This window comes from Gilvimarinus gilvus, from assembly GCF_030518155.1.
Lineage (GTDB): Bacteria > Pseudomonadota > Gammaproteobacteria > Pseudomonadales > Cellvibrionaceae > Gilvimarinus > Gilvimarinus gilvus.
The window spans coordinates 25,501-42,402 of the sequence record NZ_JAULRU010000570.1; the positions used below are offsets into that span (position 1 = coordinate 25,501).

A 16,902-nucleotide genomic window follows, 5' to 3' on the forward strand; every position below is an offset into this window, starting at 1 on the left:
AGTTGCCAACAGTGTTGGCAATGCCTATCACGCACAGCATGTGGTGACGCGAGCTTGAGCCAGTAAAGTACGTTTGTAGTGTCTTTCTACTGGCGCGCTTTACTAGGTTAACCCAACAAACAATTGCGCAGGTGTTGATTCAAAGAGCTAAGGCTGGTTCGTTCGCATACGGCGACATCAAACAGTTTTGCGCGCTCTTTAGAGTGTGACGCAATGCTATGGAAGCTTACTAAAATGCCTGTGGTTTTAATGCCCCCCAAATGTTTAATTAGTGAGCCGAGTTTATATACCACGTCGTTCGCAGATTGATTATCAAACCTACTGGTTTTACACTCTATAACCACAAGGCGATTATCGTAAAGTACCATTACGTCCAGTTCATTGCGCACGGGTCGGCGCTTCTGACTCTCGAGCCAATTTATCTCCACGCTGCGGGCAATGTCCTGAATTTGCGGCAGTTCAGATCGCAATTTAAGTAACTCGCTGAACACCAGCTCCTCCAACCAGCCACCGTTGGCAAAGAATCTTGCTGTAGCATCGGTAAACGTCAGCCTGTTGCCTGACAGTGTGGCGAGCCCGCAGTCTATGAGTTGGTCGAGCAACTGACTGAATGCCGTGTGACCGGATAGATGAGCGTCGTCAAGCGTGCAGGCAAGCGAGCTTTCAGCCTTGGCCGCATAGTAGTTTAGAATTCCCATGGCTTTACTGTAGGTGTCTGCCGAGGCAATCCAATGCTCCGCCAAGGCCCGGTAGCTCGCGGGAATGCCCTGACGCTCTAACTCTGAGACTTTAAGCCCGTGGCTGTGTAAAAATGCGGGTAACTTAATTTTGTCTTGCAGATTAAAGTCTGGCTCTTGTGTTGGGTTGCTGAGCCAACGTACCCAGTCGTTGTGTAAATAAAAGGCGGGCAGGTTGCGGTAGAAAAAAACCTCATGCGCGACGATGCTGATGGGTTTAAAGCCGCAGGTGTTATTAAGAACTAATTTTTCCCCTTTTTCTACCCGCTTATCCACCAGGGCTTCAATGTCACGCCTGATGCTATCAACATCCCAGATGTTATTCAGTTCAACGCCGGTACACTTGATGCCCATGGGCTGGCAGACTTGAATCAGCCACTGTTGATACTCGTAATAATCGGCGCCGGGCGGGGTGATTAGTACAATTTCGTCGGGCTTTAGACGTGAATCGAGTAGGGGGCAGAGATTGGGGCTGGGCTGATCTGAAATGATTAAAAAGTGTACGCGTTGAGAGTCCATTGGGCGGCATAATCCTGCTTAGTATTTCAAGCCAGTGTAATTTGCCGAGGACGTGCTGTACAGAAAAAAGCGGCGGGACATGCCCGCCGAAATATTACAGCCTTGCGAGGAGAACTAAGGTGAGGGTAAGCATTCAGTGATTTTGCCGCTGCCTGCGTAGTCGAGAAGGTGCTGTTTGACCTCATCAACAGGCATTGCGGTGTAGTCGTAAGGTGGGGTGTAACTTACCGTTGATTCCAGATCGGTGCCGGGCCCGGCGATAATATCGCCACCTGACGGGTTGCTCCAGCTGATGTCAGTGTAGAGGTTGTCTGCCACATCCCAGTAACCAATCTCTTCCGAGTAGAAGCTGACGATGGGGTTTTTTACATCTTCAAAAACGGTACCCTCTATTCGAATATTGGCGCCCATGCGCGAGTTGATAGCGGTAGAGGTAACGCCTTGGTAGAGGTTATTTAATATATGGCCTTCGCCAAAGCGAAACAGGGGCATACGCGAACTGGCGTTTTCCCAGTGGTTGGCATAGAAGGTGACGCGGCGGTGGCTAGAGTCGGTATCGCTGCTGCCCCACAGTGAGGTTTTCCAGCTGTCGTGCAAATAGTTGTAAGACAGTGTGATGTTGTCGACATCACGTTTGCCGCTGATTAATTCATCGTAAAAGTCCTTGTCGCTATCAAGGTCGTTGTAAATTTCGTTGTGGTCGATCCATATATTGTTGGCCGGGCCTTCCAGGCTAATGCCATCTTTCGCACCAATAGTGACATAGCGAATGGTTAGGTTGCGAATAATAATATTTGACGCGCGGCGAACATACAGGCCAATGCCGTCAAGTAGGGCGTTGTCGCCAACACCGATAATGGAAACGTCGTCGACGTCCTTGATGTCAAAATTATCGCCCGGGGAGTTCTCCGGCGTGATAGTGCCGTCAACAAAAATAGTGAGCGGGTTGCTGCCTTTTTGGCTAATCGCCTGGGCCAATTCTTCACCGGTTGTGACAGTGACGATGTCGCCACCGGCGCCACCGGTGGTACCGTCGCCAAGGCTGGCAAAACCCACCACCGTATTCATCATATCGCAGTGACTCATTTGCGAGCTGCTGGAGCTCGATTCACTGGATGAGGACTCCGAAGAGCTGGACGAGCTCGATGAGCTACTTTCGCTACTGCTTGAATTGTTGCTGCCGTTGCTGGAGCCGGTAGGGCCACCACCGCCACCGCAGGCACTGAGAAGAGCACTGATTACCAGTGCGCTGGAAAGAGATACTGCTTTCATAACGTCTACTCTCTTGCTAACGCTGACTAATCAGCGATAAAGAGCGCGGCTGCTGCACAGCCGCGCCTAAGTCTTAAGGGGCAATTTCTTCAACAAGTATGTTGTCGAATTCGATGGTGATATTGTTTTCACCAGGCGCCGCATAAAGACCTACGTACCAGCTGTCGCTTTCCGGTGTGGCTTTGAAGTCAGAAGTGCTGTTGGCTTGCTCGAAATCAACACCGTTTTTCGAGTAGTAGCGCTTCAGACGTTTGCCGTCGCCATCGTCGTAGATTTCGATACGCACATAATCGCCCACTTCTAGCTCACTAATGTTCGAGCGCGAGCGGCTACCACTTGGTTTCATTTGTGCGCGTGAACCAATCAGCTCCGCTGGGTCGCCATCGACATAGAAGCCCGCATCAGCCCAACCTGCCAGATCAGCATAGTCGGCGACAGGGTCCATGTTTTCCATGATCATAATGCCGAAACGATAGGCGTTACCGGCACCGACATCAGCTCCGGTGATGTTGGAGATCTGTGCGGTGAACATAAAGTCACTCATCTCAACCATTTTGCCTGCGAAGTAAAGGTTGTGATTGGACGATGACATATTGCCGCCCGTCGCGCTTAACGTTACCGCGGTATCGGTGTTTTCGGTTACCTCACCTGCAGGCGCGATATCGGAGCTGCCAGCAAGATTCAGCGTGTAAGGAGTCCAGCCTTCGCCGTCAGCATCGAGATACTCGATGGTAAACTCGGAGAATGACAGGTTGCCTACACGGCTGTCCGCTCGAACTTGCAGGAATGACGTTGTGGTTCCAAGATCAGGCTCCAACACCAGCTCATAGGGCAGGGATGTTACGTCGTCTGGAGTAATTTCAGAGAACTTAGAGTCGCCACCGTGAATAGAGTTGCCAGAGCTTGTGGTGTTGTTGTCAATGTACACCTGGAACTTACCGGGGTCGGCTGGATCCGCGCTGGTGAAATCTTCAATCATCATCTTAATGCGGTACGGACGCGACAGGTCCATGTTGCCCGATGGTGTTACGCCATCGGCCGTAGCCACACCGGTATCCCCGATGGTGAAGCGAGCGTTGTTCAGACTTAGCTGATTGTTTTCAATGGTGATACGACTGCTGCCGCTGGTGACCTTGTAGAAAGGATCTTCACGGTTGCTTGAAATCGACAGGAAGTCGGCTTCGTCATTTTCACCGAAGAAGGTTTCGGCATCTGCCGAGAAATCCAATGTCAGTGGCAGGCCAGTAAAGGGCGTACCTTCGTTGGGTTCTACAGGGGCATTGTTGTCGTCGCCGCCGGTGATTGGGTTAACCAGTTTATAGATGGAGTCTTTGGTTGAACAATCGGGCTGCGAGTCACCGTTCGATTCGCTTTGGTATTCAATGACCAGGTCGTCAAACACTGCCCAGCCACCGCTGGAAACGCGGAATGAGAAGAAAGAGTTCTCGGTGCCCACGAGATCAGGTTTAGAGCCAACTAATTCACCGCCTGCCTGCAAGGTGGTATCGCCCGGAATATTGATCTCAACACGCTGACCCGGTACCAGATTGTTTACCGGCTGGTTGAAGATACGTGAGCCGACGTTACCGCCGCCGTGAATAGAGCTCGCTTCGCTGGTGGTGTTGTTATCAACGTAAATTTGGAAGTCACTTGAGCTAGCGGTGTCTGGCACAGCTACAACACAGAACGAAATTCTGTAGTCCTGGGTTAAGTCCAGCTCGCCCCAACTTAAGCCCTCATCAATGCCATCGCCCGGCGTGGAATCTTTCCGTGGGTCGGCGACGTCACCTGCCAGTGGTGAAACGGTTTGGCCAATGGTAAAGCGCGAATCGCCCAAACGCATTTTTTGATCGTTATCAGCGGTAATCCAGTTACCGCCATCCATGTCGACAGTACCATCTTCCATAAAAACACCGGCCATGGAGTAGTAAAAACCATTTTCACCGTCCTCAGCGTCGCTGGCGAGAGCGCGATAGCCCGAGGTAAAAAAGGTTTGCGTATCCGCCGCACTGAAATCTTCCAGAATGGGCAGGGCAGTGTTGGTGATCGTGGGTAGATCGCTGCCACCGTCACCGCCGTCGCCACCACCGGTGCCGGGATCTGGGTTTTCGATATTAATGATAATATCTGGCGCGCTGGAGTCTGGTTCGCTTCCACAGCCGGCCAGAATTGAGCTGGAGATGATCAGAGAGCTCAGAAGTCCTAGCTTGTTCATAACAATTACCTTTTCATTATTGTGAGTCTTGACCGGCGCCAGGCGCCGGTTGCTGATGAGTTACATGAATTTAACGTTGATGCCCACTTGATAAGAGGTGCCGTAGTCTTCCGATTCGAACAGCATGTTGCCGCGCGAGTATTGGTTGCCACGGAAGTACTTAAAGCTTTTGTCCTCGGTCAGGTTGATCGCGTCAAAGTACAGCTTAATGTCGTCGGTGACTTGATACGTGGCCTTGAAGTCGAGACCGAAAGTGTCGTCGTCGTATACATCAGCCCAGTCCGCACAGTTCTCGGGGTAGGCGGCACCCGTGTCAGCGGCAATGTCAGCCTTTGAGCACGAACCGATACGCTCGAGTACTTTGCTGCGATAGTTGCTGATTAAACGCAGTGAGAAGTCGTCATTCTCCCAACCAACCGTAAGGTTAACCGTGGTGTCAGCTTGATTCGGCAGTTGAATCTCTTCGGCACGGATGGTGTCACCGACATTGGCTTCACTGTCGATCAATGTCATGTTGCTTTGTACAAATAACCCGAGAGGGAAATATTGCGAGTACGACAACTCAATACCGTAAACTTTGGCGTTTTCACCGTTGGTTGTCAGGTTGACGTCGTTGTAAACCTGATTGGGGGCGAAATAAAATTCGCTGATTTGATCCACCGGTATTGTTACCGGCATGTCTTCAAAGGAGCTTTGAACGCCGGAAACATCGACGATAAAGTCGGCAATATCTTTATAGAAAAAGGCCGCCTGCACGTATAAATCTTCGCTGGCGTACCAGGAGATCGATGTATCAAAGTTTGTCGATGTCATGGCGGTGAGGGTAGGGTTACCCAAGTTGATGACATTGTCGGGGCTGACGTAGAAATTCTGACTGCTTGCGGACAAGTCATCCAGAGATTGCGCACCGATATCGGTGGGGCTGTCACTACACTCACCGTAGTTGGGACTGTCGACGATGTCGTTACACACCTCAACCCGACCATCGAATGATGCATAAGCTCGGGCCTGATTAAACGAAGGGCGTGTAAAGCTGGTCCACAAAGAGGCGCGAACCAATATGTCCTCTCGGGGCTCGTAGCGGTAGTGCAAGCTTGGGAAGAAATCGTCGTACTTACTCGAAGCACCTTCCATAGGGACGGCAATATCTAGTACGGTAGCTTCGTTGGCAACTTCGAAGCGATCGTTGCGAATCGACAGATTCCCCGTAGATGAAAACTCGGTTTGCGCCCAACGTACACCGGCAATCAAGCTGGAGTTGTCCGAAATTTGGAACTCGCCCATAAAGTAGGCGGCGGCCGTATCTTCAGACAAGGTGTAATCGTCTTTCACACTGTCCTGGCCGGTGCGCAGCGGATCGGTATACTTAGCGATAGGCGTGGTAACGTCCAGCAGGTATTCGGCGGCATCCAGAGTAATAAAATCGTGCTGAATGTCCGGGTGGGCCGGGGTGAAAGTTGCAAAATCACCGAGCCGACCGCCGGCAAACTGCAAGCACTCTTCGTCACCTTCACAGCCATTGGTGAAATCACCGGGTACAACGCTCCAGCGGTCTTTGTTGCGGTCACGCTGGCGCTCTTTGGCGGTAACACCAAACTTGATGTAATTGAGAAAATCGCTGTCTGCGAACTCTTTTTTCAAGTCGAGCTTAACTTGGTTGAGTTCATCTTCCCGGAAGCTGTCTTCGATAAAGATGTTGTCGTACAGTAAGTTTTCCTGCAGGCGCTGTCCGTCCTGATAGCCATTAAGGCCACCATAACCGCCGGATTGCGGCAAGCTTGAGGAGCCGGTTAACGCTTCTAGCACATCGGGTGCAACCACTTGGCCCTGAATATAGCCAGGCCCGGCAACGCCCAACATGGGTAAGTCGCGGGCGCGGAACTGCACGCGGCGACCGTCGGGCTTAGTCCACTCACCCAACGAGTAGGCATAAGAGTAGTCCACCGTCCAGCCATCGCCAAAGTTGTTTTCACCGCCAAACGACATCGCCGTTGTTTCAGACGTGCCGTCTTGAATAAAGAATTGTTGCTGCAAGTCGGTATCGACTAAACCAAATAATCCACTTGCAGAATCGGTATGGACAATGTCTCCGGAGCCCGCCTGGCCAAAACGGTAATATTCACGCAAGGCGGTGTCGAGATCGTCGTACTTTGTGTAACTGAACTTTGCGTAGTATTCGCTGTTTTCGTTTGGGCGGAAGCCTAAGTCCAGCGAGCCGGAGGAGCGGGTGCGTTCGGCGTCTTCCTGGCGCGCTTCATAGCGAAATGGAATTAACAAGGTATCACCCTGATAATCTTCCGGCAGAGTAGAGACGTCCGGCGTTACATAACGAGGTAGAGAGTCAGAGTGGTGCTGTACCTGGTAAACCACCGATGAGCGGTCTTCGTGCGAGAGCGAGTAACCCACACCGATGGTGTCATCGGCAAACAGGTGTGAGCCGCTCAATGAGACTTTAGGGTTAATCTCTTCTTTGTAGGATTGATAGTTACCTTGTACCTTGAGGCTTACGGTGTCCTTTTTGCGGTCAAACGCTGAAATCGTGTTTACGTTGACGGTACCACCAATGGAGTTCAGGTCCATATCGGGTGTTAGTGCCTTGATCACCTCAATTGAGCTCAAAATATCGGATGGCAGTGAGTCGAGCGCTACGGCGCGACTGTCGGCGCCCGCCGAAGCTAGTTCGTTGCCGTTCATGCTGACAGACACAAAGCCTGGCCCCAAACCGCGGACGGTGACAAACTTACCTTCACCTTCAGACTTCTGCAGTGTTATACCCGGCAAACGTTGCAGGGACTCAGCGACGTTCTGATCGGCGAAGTCACCGACGTCATCGGTCGCAATGATGGAGCTGAAAGCGTCTTTGTTGCGCTCGCGTTCACGTGCGTTGAGTTCGGCCTGACGTACACCTTTAACAATCACTTCTTCAAGGTTTTCGGTCTGGCCAGAGTCGGCTGACGGGGGAGCATCCTGAGCATAAAGGTGGCCCGATGAGGCCATCGCGATCATCAAAGGAAGCAGGCGGTACTTCGACATGATTTGTCTCCGTTTTATCTATTATTAGTCGTTCAACGGTTTGGTAATACCAATTTAATGTGATGGTTGCACAAAAATCACTAAAATTCAAGAACTGGTTTTACCAAGAGGTGGTTTGGTCATACCTAAGTGAATCGAGTATCAGCGCGACCAAAAGAAGCGCGGGTGCAAATAATAAATGTATAAAAATTAATGTTTTAGAAGATATTGTGCATGTTGAGCCTAGGTCTTCTTGGCTCGCCAGAAGAGGAACCTTCATTCCCCGTATTGTTCTGGCGAGTAAGATTTTTTGGTAAGACGATAGCGGTTAAGCCAAAGTCACAGATTTATCCAGATAGACGTCCTGGATTGCCTGAAGAAGCTCAACACCTTCGGCGAAGGGTTTTTGAAACGCCTTGCGCCCACTGATTAATCCCATGCCGCCGGCGCGTTTGTTAATGACCGCCGTTTTTATGGCTTGCTCAAGGTCGTTTTCACCCGACGCACCACCGGAGTTTATTAAGCCAATGCGCCCCATGTAGCAATTAGCCACCTGATAGCGGGTTAGGTCTATGGGGTGTTCAGTGGTCAGCTTTTGGTAGACATCGGCATGGGTTTTACCGACGTTGACGGCATTGAAACCGCCATTGGTCTCGGCCATTTTCTGTTTGATGATGTCTGCCTCGATGGTGACGCCAAGGTAGTTGGCCTGGCCTGACAGGTCCGCGGAGACGTGATGGTCATCATTGTCCGTTTTGAAGGCAGAGTTGCGCAGGTAGCACCACAAAATAGTGACCATGCCCAGACGGTGCGCCTCGGCAAACGCTTCGGAGACCTCTTCCAGTTGCCGCCTAGAGGTGTCTGAGCCAAAGTATATTGTGGCGCCAATGCCGACCGCCCCCATATCGTAGGCCTGGCGGACGCTGGCAAACAGACGTTGGTCATACTGGTTGGGGTACACCAGTGCATCGTTGTGATTAATTTTTACGATAAACGGAATTTTGTGAGCGTAACGTCGCGCCACCGAGCCGAGTACGCCCAAAGTGGAGGCGACGCCATTACAGCCGCCCTCTATGGCCAGACGCACAATGTGTTCCGGGTCGAAGTACATGGGGTTGGGCGCAAAGCTTGCACCTGCCGAGTGTTCAATACCTTGGTCCACCGGTAAAATTGATACGTAGCCGGTGCCTCCAAGGCGACCGGCGTCGAGCAGCTGCTGAAAGCTGCGCATGACCGGAATGCTGCGGTCGGTGGCTGCAAAGCTGTCGCGAATGTAGTCGGGGCCAGGCAGGGTTAACGTTTCTGTCGGTATGCCTTGGCACTTATGGGTGAGCAAGCTTTCCGCCTGCTCACCCAATAACGCTTGTATGTCTATCATGAGTTGTTCCTTGTTAACAGGTGTTGTCTCTACCTGTGGCTCTCTGGCCGCATCTTCGCGCACTTATATTTGTCGCGTAAGCTGCTAATATTTATGCCGTTTCGGGCGTCGGCTTTTGTGTCGTCTTGCCGAAGTACTCGGGAAGCTTGCGCTCGAGTAGCCGGTTGCGACACTTTTGGTAATCGGGCAAACCGTTGCGATAGGGGGGGTAGGCCTCGCCCTCAATTAAAGGGGCAAAATAGTCGCGGCCGGCCTGGGTCAGGCTAAAGCCGTCTTTGCTCATGTAGTGGCGCGGCATATGCTTTTCGCCGCCGGCTACTTTGGAGATATGGATGGGTTCGATATGCCATTGGTAGGGCACAGATTGCTCGCGTACGATGCCGGGCATAACCGCTTGCAAGCCCTGAGCGGCATAATCCACCGCAGCTTTACCCACCGCGTAGGCCTGATCAACATCGGTTTTGGAGGCAATGTGCCGCGCTGCGCGCTGTAAATAGTCGCAAACGCTCCAGTGGCACTTGTAGTTCAAAGATTGCTTGATGTAGTCGACCAATCGCGGCGCCACGCCGCCAAGTTGCGCGTGGCCAAACGCGTCAGTGGTTTCCATTTGTGAGACAAAGTTGCCACTGTCATCTCGAATGCCCTCGGCGGCTACGACAATGCAGAAGCCTTTTTTGGCTACGGTTTGTTGTACGCGGCGGACAAAAGCGTCGCGGTCAAATGTAATCTCAGGCACCAGAATAACGTCGGGCCCCAGTTCGCGGTTGTCGCAGGCAAGGCCTGCGGCTGCGGCAATCCAGCCGGTGTGGCGGCCCATTACCTCCATCACAAATACTTTGGTGGATGTTTTATGCATAGAGGCGACATCGAGAGAGGCCTCTAGGGCGGATACCGCCACGTATTTAGCAACAGAGCCAAAGCCCGGGCAGCAGTCGGTTTCCGGCAGGTCATTGTCGATAGTTTTGGGAACACCGATACAGGTTAAGTCGTAGCCTACATAGTGGGCGGCGTCGGCGAGCTTGCGGGTGGTGTCCTGCGAGTCGCCGCCACCGTTATAGAAAAAGTAGCGTATGTCGTGGGCGCGAAAGACGTCTATCAAGCGTTGATACTCGTCGTGATTCACATTTGGGTTCTGTAACTTGTGCCGGCATGAACCGAATGCGCCGCCCGGGGTGTGTACGAGGCCGGCCAGTGTCTCTTCAGACTCTTCACTGATATCAACGAGGTTTTCGTAAAGTGCTCCCAAGATGCCGTCTCTGCCCGCAAATACCTTATCGATCAGTTCGGGATAGGCTTTGGCGCCCTCAATGATTCCAGCGGCCGTCGCGTTGATAACCGCGCTAACGCCACCAGACTGACCGTAGAATGCATTCGCCATTTTGTTAACTCCTCTGTCAATGAAGCCAACATTCTAACCACTAATTGGCCTTACCAGCAAATGTTAATTGGTCTGCACTATGTCTCGTTTGTATGACAAGTATTGGTCAGGCATTTGTGACACCGCTGTCATAGCCTCGCTGGCTAGGGGTGTAAGGTAGTTCGTATGATATTTGATTGGCTGGGTTGGTCAGGCCGGTATTGGGGGTTAGAAGCTTCTGGCGATGATAATTCCACCCCACAGTAAATTCCGATTCGCTGTGCCGGATTTAACTTCTGAGCTGTGGCCCCGAACGACATAACTTAAACGGTACCCGTTCCTCAGCGCTAAGGTATAGCCGATCCATGCCTCGGCTACCCAATGATTTAGCTCGTCGTGGCCGTAAGTTAAAGCGCTGTGGCGAAACTGCCCTTGCAAAAATGCATTGTAGCCACGTGCTTTTAGGGCAACACCCCCCCAAAAATAGTGCTCGCTCATAAGGCTTCTGTCGTCGTTGACGACCGACTTTTCGCCATAGCTGGTTAGCTCTGGGTCAAATGACCACCAATTTGAGTGGATCTTACCGGCGCGAAAGCCTAGTGCGTAACTGGCCTCGGTTAAATAACCGACCGAGCCTTGTACGGTTTGCTTAATTTCTACACTGTCGCTTAAGTGCAGCAATTTTTGGTGAGCAAGTGTGTAGCGGGCGGTCACTTCTCCGCCATCAGAAATTTGATTGTGCCAGCCATTAGCCTCGCTGCTGTCGGTCCAGTCGTGAATTGTATTTTGTGCCTCTCCCACCAGGTCGAGACCTAGTACGCCCAGGCTTAGGCTGGTTTGCCAGCTGCTGTTGTGCTCAGGATTGACCCACTCGCTGTAGCTCGCGGCGTAGACCAGACTGGCATACGGGCGATCGTCTGGTACCGGTACGAAGGAGGTAATGTTGTCGGGTGTAAAGCCGTATACGCCTAGTTCCAGACTGTATTTATCGGCAGGCTCGTGGCTAAAGGACAAACCGAGGACGCGGTTCAGTGGTTGTTCGACTCTGCTCGGATTAAGCCAGCCACTGCGGGCGGCCCCGCCACTGACGGTTATGTTCAGGCCGTAGGTGTAGTCTCGGTCACCGGCGCCGACGGCCAGAATGTCGTTTTCGAAGGCAAGGGCGACGCTCGAGCGTGAATCTGGTGGGCGTTTTTCCTCGGTGCCCGCCAGAAGTTGGGCGTTACCTCCAGCGGCCAGGCCCGTTATCGGGGTTGTCAAAATGGCGGCCGCTGTGAGAGTGATGATCAGTCTTGCTATTGTGTCCATGTGTGGTATTCTCAATCAAACCGGTCGGTATGTGCAAAGTTAAAAACAAGTACGCCTATCCAGCCCGCAGGCTGAAATTAGGAGATTTTGGTTGGGTTTATCGGGTGCTTACGGCGAATATAGCCGTGTCGTATCAATGGATTTAGCTTTTCTAAGCATGTGCGTCAAATATAAGACCGATCGGTATGTTGGGTCAAGGGTTGCATTAAACGACCATGAGAATCCTTTGTTCTAAGACGGGTGTGCATGGTTATAAGCACAGACGCTAACTGAGTGGAGGGTGGGAGCTCAGGTTGGGCCCATACAAGGCCGGAATTTAATTGAGTTGAGTGAGAGGGGTGGCGAATCGCTCGCATGCGTATTGATAGAGCGTCAGATCCTGCTGGTTGCGGTCGATGAGTCTCTGATACAGGTCCGGCCCAAGTTCCCCGGCAATGGACGCTAGTTGCTCATCCACTGAGGTTGCATTTCGCTGAGTAGCGTTTTGCCAATGATGCCGCAGTTGAATATCGGGAAATTCACCCACCAGATAAAAGTTGAGCCGGACGAGAGACTCGTGAAACCGCTCAACAAGGCCAAAAAACGCCAGCGAGTCGATAAAGTTGATCGCTCGCCGGGCGTATTCGTGTTCCGTTGCCGGAGCCACTTGTTCGGGCCCGCTGGGTGATCGGTTAGCCAGCCGACAAGCTTGAAAGTTGGTGATAACGCCGCCGTTTAGATCCTTGGTGCGTTCGTCTATATAGGCTTGAAAACCGGCAGCTGTGGTGGACAGGCTGTTCTGTACCCCGCACTCAAACAGGTAGGCGGATTTGGCCCGAAGTACCGGGTGACGCAACATCACAATTGGGTACACGCGAAAATCGCCGCTGGGTAAAGGTGGGGCGGCATCGTGTGAGGAGATAGCGCAGAGCTCTGGCTGTTGGTGCAGACGAGCAACGATGTCGTCGGCACTGATGGTATGCCCAACGGGACTGTCGAAATTGCACCAGCGATCGCCAAAGGACTGCTGCAGGCACGTATCAATAGATGTGCCTGCATTCTTAAACAAATGGTAGTGCAGTATGACGGGTCGCATTATAAATCCTGTGCAGCGGGGGCCGTATTTTGCCATTTATTTGTAGCCACTGCACCCATGTCTAAGCGAGCTCTGGGGCAAAGGTGTTTTCAAACACAAGCTCCTTCAGCGGAAGTTGCCCGGGTTTGGCGTGCGCCGCTGCAAGTGCTTTACCGATAGCGATGAAGGGCCCTACCACATGATCCGCTGGCAACTGCACAAGTTCTGCGACTTTGTCGTGATCAAAACCCATCATTGCACAGGAGTCGTAATCCAGCTCTTTGGCGGCAAGCATCAGGGTCTGCGCGGCAATGCCCAATGAGCGATGTGCCTCGTCGCGCTCAAGCCATGGTTTGCTATCGAAGTAGGGCGCAATCATCCCGACCAGCGCGGGGCGAACCTGTGCAGGTACATTCGCATAATAGCGTTCGGGTTGTTTTTGCCACGCTTTGGTATCGGCGGTGAGGAGTATCAAGAGTGAGGCGTCGGTGAACTGAGATTGATTGTAGCCAAAATTTTCCCGCAGCTGCTTGCGTACTTGCGTGTCACGAATAATCACAAAGCGCCAATGTTGAATGTTATAGCAGGTGGGTGACTGAATGGCCGCCTCTAATAGAGTTCTTTCCTCGCCGACGGCCAGTTTTACCTTGGGGTCAAAGTGGCGAACGGAGCGGCGCTGATAGATAGCGTCGAGTGTGTTCATGGTATCTCCTTTAATCAACTGCAATGTAGTTAATGTGAAACTGATCGGTAAACCCGAACGACTGATAAAGGGGTTGCCCCATTTTTGATGCCTGCAAAACTACAGTTTCAATATCGTTGTCGTAGGCTTGAGCAATAATGTGTTGCATGAGTGACTGAGCCAGGCCTTGGCGACGAAATTGTTCTGGTACGCCAACCTGGTGTACGCCTAGCGTATTGCCGGTTCGAAAGGTAATGGCGGTGGCTTTCGCGACACCTTGGTCTGTGAGGAGGTACACCCTGGCGTCGTCATTGCGCATTAACTTTTGAATGGAGACTGCGTCAATTGTATAGGCGAAAGCCGATGAACAAATTTCAATCCAGGTGGCTAGCATTTGCGGCGATTCTATTACCTGTAAGTGTCTGCTATAAATCGCAGGTTCTGAGGGCGCTCGGTCCTTAAGATCGAGATTCATTGCCACTTGCTCGAGGCGAACCTCGATCGCCCCCTTGTTGCTAAGCTCGTCATTGAACTGGCTGCCGGCTACGGGAAATATCAGTGACCGTGGTTCTCTGGCCAAAATCGATACTGCCTCGGACAGGCTGTAATCAGGTTCATGGCTCCATAGCCTGTTTGGCCAGTCTGTCGACATTTTAAATGGGTGTGTCAGCTCAGTAGTGCCCATCGCTTGCCAGTACAGGCGCAGGTTCGTGAAGTTTGTTCCGTTAAATTCGTACATGTTATCGCTCATAGTGAATCAGCATCAGTCCCGCAATAAGGCAAATTAAGCCACCTATGCGCTGTAAATTAATGGGGTTTGACGGCACGTCCGCCCAGCCAAAATGCCCGCATACAACTGCGGCGACCAGCTGCCCGCTCAAGGCAAAAGACACCATGGCTCCCAGGCCCATTTTAGGAATGAGAAAATAGAAACTGGCAATTGCCAGAGCGCTCAGCAACCCACCGATATACCAAAGGTGAAAGGGCACAGCCTTTATTTGGTCCAGGCTAGGTCCTTCGCGCAAAGTGATCAACAGTGCGAACGTACTAAAGCAAGCCGCCGCGGTAAAGGCACAAATACTCGCCAGAATAGGGCTGCCCAGCAGGGTGCCCAACTTGGCATTGAGTGCCATTTGTACCGCTATGGCCGCGCCCGAAACAAATGCAAGTAAAGATAACCAGTTCATAAGCCGCAGTGTATCGACGCCTTACGGTTGATTCATTTACATAGGTTGATCAGACGCTAAATTTTTTCGTATGCGGCTCAGTTGGGTAGGGGTAATGCCGAGGTGGGAGGCAATGTGATACTGCGGTAAACGCTGACTGAGATCGGCGTGCTTCTGACAAAAACTAAGGTAGCGCTCGGTCGCATCGGCTTGCACCAAGGCGATTTCTCTTGCGTCTTTGTGCAACAGCCAGTTTTTTTCCAGGTAAGAAATTTGGTACTGCATAAGATCAACTTCGGTTTTTAATACTTGCCGAAAGCCCCGGTGGTCAATTTCAACCAGCGTGCAATCCTCTACTGCGGTAACACTGTAGCGCGACGGTTGATTTGTCAGCAGAGCCGTCATACAGCCAACAAAGCTTCCCTCGGCGAAGAAGTTCTTATTATATTCAGTACCCTTTTCGTCGGTAATAAGCAGCCGCAACAACCCTTCATGTACGAAACAAAAAGACGCAGGATAGTCCCCGGTCAAGTACAGGCTTGCGTTTTTGCTAAGTTCAATTTCCTTGCGAAATGGAGCCAGCAGAGACCAGGATTTGTCACTGATCGCGTGATACTGGCTCATGGCTTGGCGCATATGCTCGGTCGCGCTGATTCTATCTGGCATTGGTTAGCTCGGCTTACAGTTAGCTCTCGTGCATTTTAGCAGAAGTGTCCGCCGCCCTTGATCGGACACATTGGGCGGACACTTGTGTGCTCGGCAGGTTTCTATAGTTATAAATATATCCTTATAAAACAGCGGCATACAAGTTACGTTTGAGTTGGCACGGTCATTGATATGTCATTGATATAACTCCGCAAGTAGACAGTTCACGGATTCATGTATGACACATTTTATGGGTGGTAAAGCCGAATGACCACGGTTGCTTTTAACAAAATTAAGGATACCTCTTCACAGGATGTGACCATTAAATCACCTAGACGGGCGTGGCATATTCAGGCCGCCATAGCAGGGGTGGTCATTCTTATCGCTGCTTTGACCTACGCAATAGCAGGTTTTAGTAAGGTGTTGGTCGCCGATGAGATTATTTCCGGGCAGGATTTGCGTTTTGCCGTTGTTGAGCGTGGCGATTTGGTTCGCGAAGTAGCAGCGCAAGCTCGGGTGGTGGTTGCCAACAGCCCAACGCTGTTTAGCACCGCCCAGGGTAAGGTAGAGTTGCTGGTTAAGGCCGGAGATGATGTGCAAAAAGGCCAAATACTGGCACGGGTTAGTAGTCCTGAACTCGGTGAGCGGTTGGCGCGCGAGGGATCGGAGCTGACGCGCTTAAAGATTGCGCTTGAACAACAGAAGGTGACCGCTCGTCAAATATCTGTTGAGCGACAGCAATTGCTCGCGTTGGCACAGGTCGCACTTGCAGCGGCTGATCGTGAACAGCGTCGGTCAGAGCAATCCTTTGGTCTTAACTTGATCAGTGCCTTTGATTACGAAGAGGTGCAAGACAATCTGGCGCGCGCGAAACTTGAGTTTCGACAAGCCGAGCAAAACCTGGGATTGTCAAAAGACACACAAGCATTTGTCGGTCAGTCTTTGCAGCTACAGGTGCAAAGTCAACAGCTAATCATTGACGCGTTGCAACGCCAGCTTGACGAACTAACGATAACATCACCGGTTGACGGTATGGTCGGAAATGTCGAGGTCAATCAAAGTCAGATGGTAGCGGCCAACCAGCCCTTGATTAGCGTTGTTGACTTGTCTTCGTTTGAAGTTGAAGCGCGAGTGGCCGAAGGTCTGGCTGCGGAAATCGGAGTCGGCATGGATGCAGCCGTCAGTGTAAGTGGCGAAATATTTGCCGCTGTAGTTACGGCAATTTCTCCGGAAGTGGTGCAGGGCGAGGTAACGGTTCGTATTGGTTTTAGCGGCAGCCGCCCGCCAGGGCTTAGGCAGAACCAGCGTTTGAGCGCAAAAATTTTACTGGAAAATATAACAGATGTACTCATGGTGCAGCGCGGCCCGTTCTTTGATAACTATGCCGGGTCAGTCTTTAAGGTGAACGGGGAAGACGCGATAAAGACGCCCGTTCAGCTCGGTGCCAAAAGTTTACGTGCAGTACAGGTGACATCCGGCTTGCAAGAGGGCGATAAGATTATTGTTTCTGCCCTTAGCAATCTGGGTGATATTAAAAAAATACTCGTTACAAATTAA

At 51.7% G+C, this 16,902-nt stretch carries 13 protein-coding genes; 1 reads left to right on the forward strand and 12 read right to left on the reverse strand.

The features are described 5' to 3' along the window. Positions 1–107: 107 nt before the first annotated feature. The 12 genes from QWI17_RS12350 to QWI17_RS12405 form a co-directional block, all read right to left on the reverse strand. The gene (locus tag QWI17_RS12350; RefSeq protein ID WP_302722816.1) at positions 108–1,256 is read right to left on the reverse strand and encodes a Card1-like endonuclease domain-containing protein; all 1,149 of its coding nucleotides are present in this window, start codon (positions 1,254–1,256) and stop codon (positions 108–110) included. A 114-nt stretch (positions 1,257–1,370) separates the two neighbouring features. Next, the gene (locus QWI17_RS12355) at positions 1,371–2,528 is read right to left on the reverse strand and encodes a pectate lyase family protein (protein ID WP_302722817.1); all 1,158 of its coding nucleotides are present in this window, start codon (positions 2,526–2,528) and stop codon (positions 1,371–1,373) included. A gap of 73 nt (positions 2,529–2,601) precedes the next feature. Next, positions 2,602–4,743 (reverse strand): hypothetical protein, encoded by a 2,142-nt coding sequence (locus tag QWI17_RS12360; RefSeq protein ID WP_302722818.1) that lies wholly within the window; start codon positions 4,741–4,743, stop codon positions 2,602–2,604. A 60-nt stretch (positions 4,744–4,803) separates the two neighbouring features. Next, positions 4,804–7,776 carry a TonB-dependent receptor gene (locus QWI17_RS12365; protein WP_302722819.1) on the reverse strand — a complete coding sequence of 991 codons (2,973 nt, stop codon included), beginning with the start codon at positions 7,774–7,776 and terminating at the stop codon, positions 4,804–4,806. Between the two features lie 307 nt (positions 7,777–8,083). After that, entirely contained in the window at positions 8,084–9,133 is a 1,050-nt protein-coding gene (locus QWI17_RS12370) for a class I fructose-bisphosphate aldolase (protein ID WP_302722820.1), read from the reverse strand. 91 nt (positions 9,134–9,224) lie between these two features. Continuing rightward, a complete protein-coding gene (locus QWI17_RS12375) occupies positions 9,225–10,511 on the reverse strand; it encodes a 6-phosphofructokinase (RefSeq protein ID WP_302722821.1) in 1,287 nt (428 codons plus the stop codon). A gap of 207 nt (positions 10,512–10,718) precedes the next feature. Beyond that, positions 10,719–11,798 (reverse strand): lipid A deacylase LpxR family protein, encoded by a 1,080-nt coding sequence (locus tag QWI17_RS12380; RefSeq protein WP_302722822.1) that lies wholly within the window; start codon positions 11,796–11,798, stop codon positions 10,719–10,721. 316 nt (positions 11,799–12,114) lie between these two features. Beyond that, positions 12,115–12,873 (reverse strand): hypothetical protein, encoded by a 759-nt coding sequence (locus QWI17_RS12385; RefSeq protein ID WP_302722823.1) that lies wholly within the window; start codon positions 12,871–12,873, stop codon positions 12,115–12,117. A gap of 61 nt (positions 12,874–12,934) precedes the next feature. Further along, positions 12,935–13,555 (reverse strand): nitroreductase family protein, encoded by a 621-nt coding sequence (locus QWI17_RS12390; protein WP_302722824.1) that lies wholly within the window; start codon positions 13,553–13,555, stop codon positions 12,935–12,937. Positions 13,556–13,565: 10 nt separating this feature from the next. After that, positions 13,566–14,273, reverse strand: a complete 708-nt coding sequence (locus tag QWI17_RS12395; RefSeq protein ID WP_302722825.1) for a GNAT family N-acetyltransferase — start codon at positions 14,271–14,273, stop codon at positions 13,566–13,568. 1 nt (position 14,274) lies between these two features. Further along, positions 14,275–14,721 carry a DMT family transporter gene (locus QWI17_RS12400; RefSeq protein ID WP_302722826.1) on the reverse strand — a complete coding sequence of 149 codons (447 nt, stop codon included), beginning with the start codon at positions 14,719–14,721 and terminating at the stop codon, positions 14,275–14,277. 36 nt (positions 14,722–14,757) lie between these two features. Beyond that, positions 14,758–15,366 (reverse strand): Crp/Fnr family transcriptional regulator, encoded by a 609-nt coding sequence (locus QWI17_RS12405; RefSeq protein ID WP_302722827.1) that lies wholly within the window; start codon positions 15,364–15,366, stop codon positions 14,758–14,760. A gap of 246 nt (positions 15,367–15,612) precedes the next feature. On the opposite strand from QWI17_RS12405, the gene QWI17_RS12410 reads away from it, so the two are divergent. After that, positions 15,613–16,902 (forward strand): efflux RND transporter periplasmic adaptor subunit, encoded by a 1,290-nt coding sequence (locus QWI17_RS12410; protein ID WP_302722828.1) that lies wholly within the window; start codon positions 15,613–15,615, stop codon positions 16,900–16,902.

What these genes read in the sequence shown, in the direction of transcription:
- QWI17_RS12395 (WP_302722825.1), bottom strand. Translation starts at nt 14,273, where the DNA reads ATGTACGAATTTAACGGAACAAACTTCACGAACCTGCGCCTGTACTGG.
- QWI17_RS12405 (WP_302722827.1), bottom strand. Translation starts at nt 15,366, where the DNA reads ATGCCAGATAGAATCAGCGCGACCGAGCATATGCGCCAAGCCATGAGC.
- QWI17_RS12410 (WP_302722828.1), top strand. Translation starts at nt 15,613, where the DNA reads ATGACCACGGTTGCTTTTAACAAAATTAAGGATACCTCTTCACAGGAT.
- QWI17_RS12385 (WP_302722823.1), bottom strand. Translation starts at nt 12,873, where the DNA reads ATGCGACCCGTCATACTGCACTACCATTTGTTTAAGAATGCAGGCACA.
- QWI17_RS12360 (WP_302722818.1), bottom strand. Translation starts at nt 4,743, where the DNA reads ATGAACAAGCTAGGACTTCTGAGCTCTCTGATCATCTCCAGCTCAATT.
- QWI17_RS12375 (WP_302722821.1), bottom strand. Translation starts at nt 10,511, where the DNA reads ATGGCGAATGCATTCTACGGTCAGTCTGGTGGCGTTAGCGCGGTTATC.
- QWI17_RS12350 (WP_302722816.1), bottom strand. Translation starts at nt 1,256, where the DNA reads ATGGACTCTCAACGCGTACACTTTTTAATCATTTCAGATCAGCCCAGC.
- QWI17_RS12380 (WP_302722822.1), bottom strand. Translation starts at nt 11,798, where the DNA reads ATGGACACAATAGCAAGACTGATCATCACTCTCACAGCGGCCGCCATT.
- QWI17_RS12370 (WP_302722820.1), bottom strand. Translation starts at nt 9,133, where the DNA reads ATGATAGACATACAAGCGTTATTGGGTGAGCAGGCGGAAAGCTTGCTC.
- QWI17_RS12365 (WP_302722819.1), bottom strand. Translation starts at nt 7,776, where the DNA reads ATGTCGAAGTACCGCCTGCTTCCTTTGATGATCGCGATGGCCTCATCG.
- QWI17_RS12390 (WP_302722824.1), bottom strand. Translation starts at nt 13,555, where the DNA reads ATGAACACACTCGACGCTATCTATCAGCGCCGCTCCGTTCGCCACTTT.
- QWI17_RS12400 (WP_302722826.1), bottom strand. Translation starts at nt 14,721, where the DNA reads ATGAACTGGTTATCTTTACTTGCATTTGTTTCGGGCGCGGCCATAGCG.
- QWI17_RS12355 (WP_302722817.1), bottom strand. Translation starts at nt 2,528, where the DNA reads ATGAAAGCAGTATCTCTTTCCAGCGCACTGGTAATCAGTGCTCTTCTC.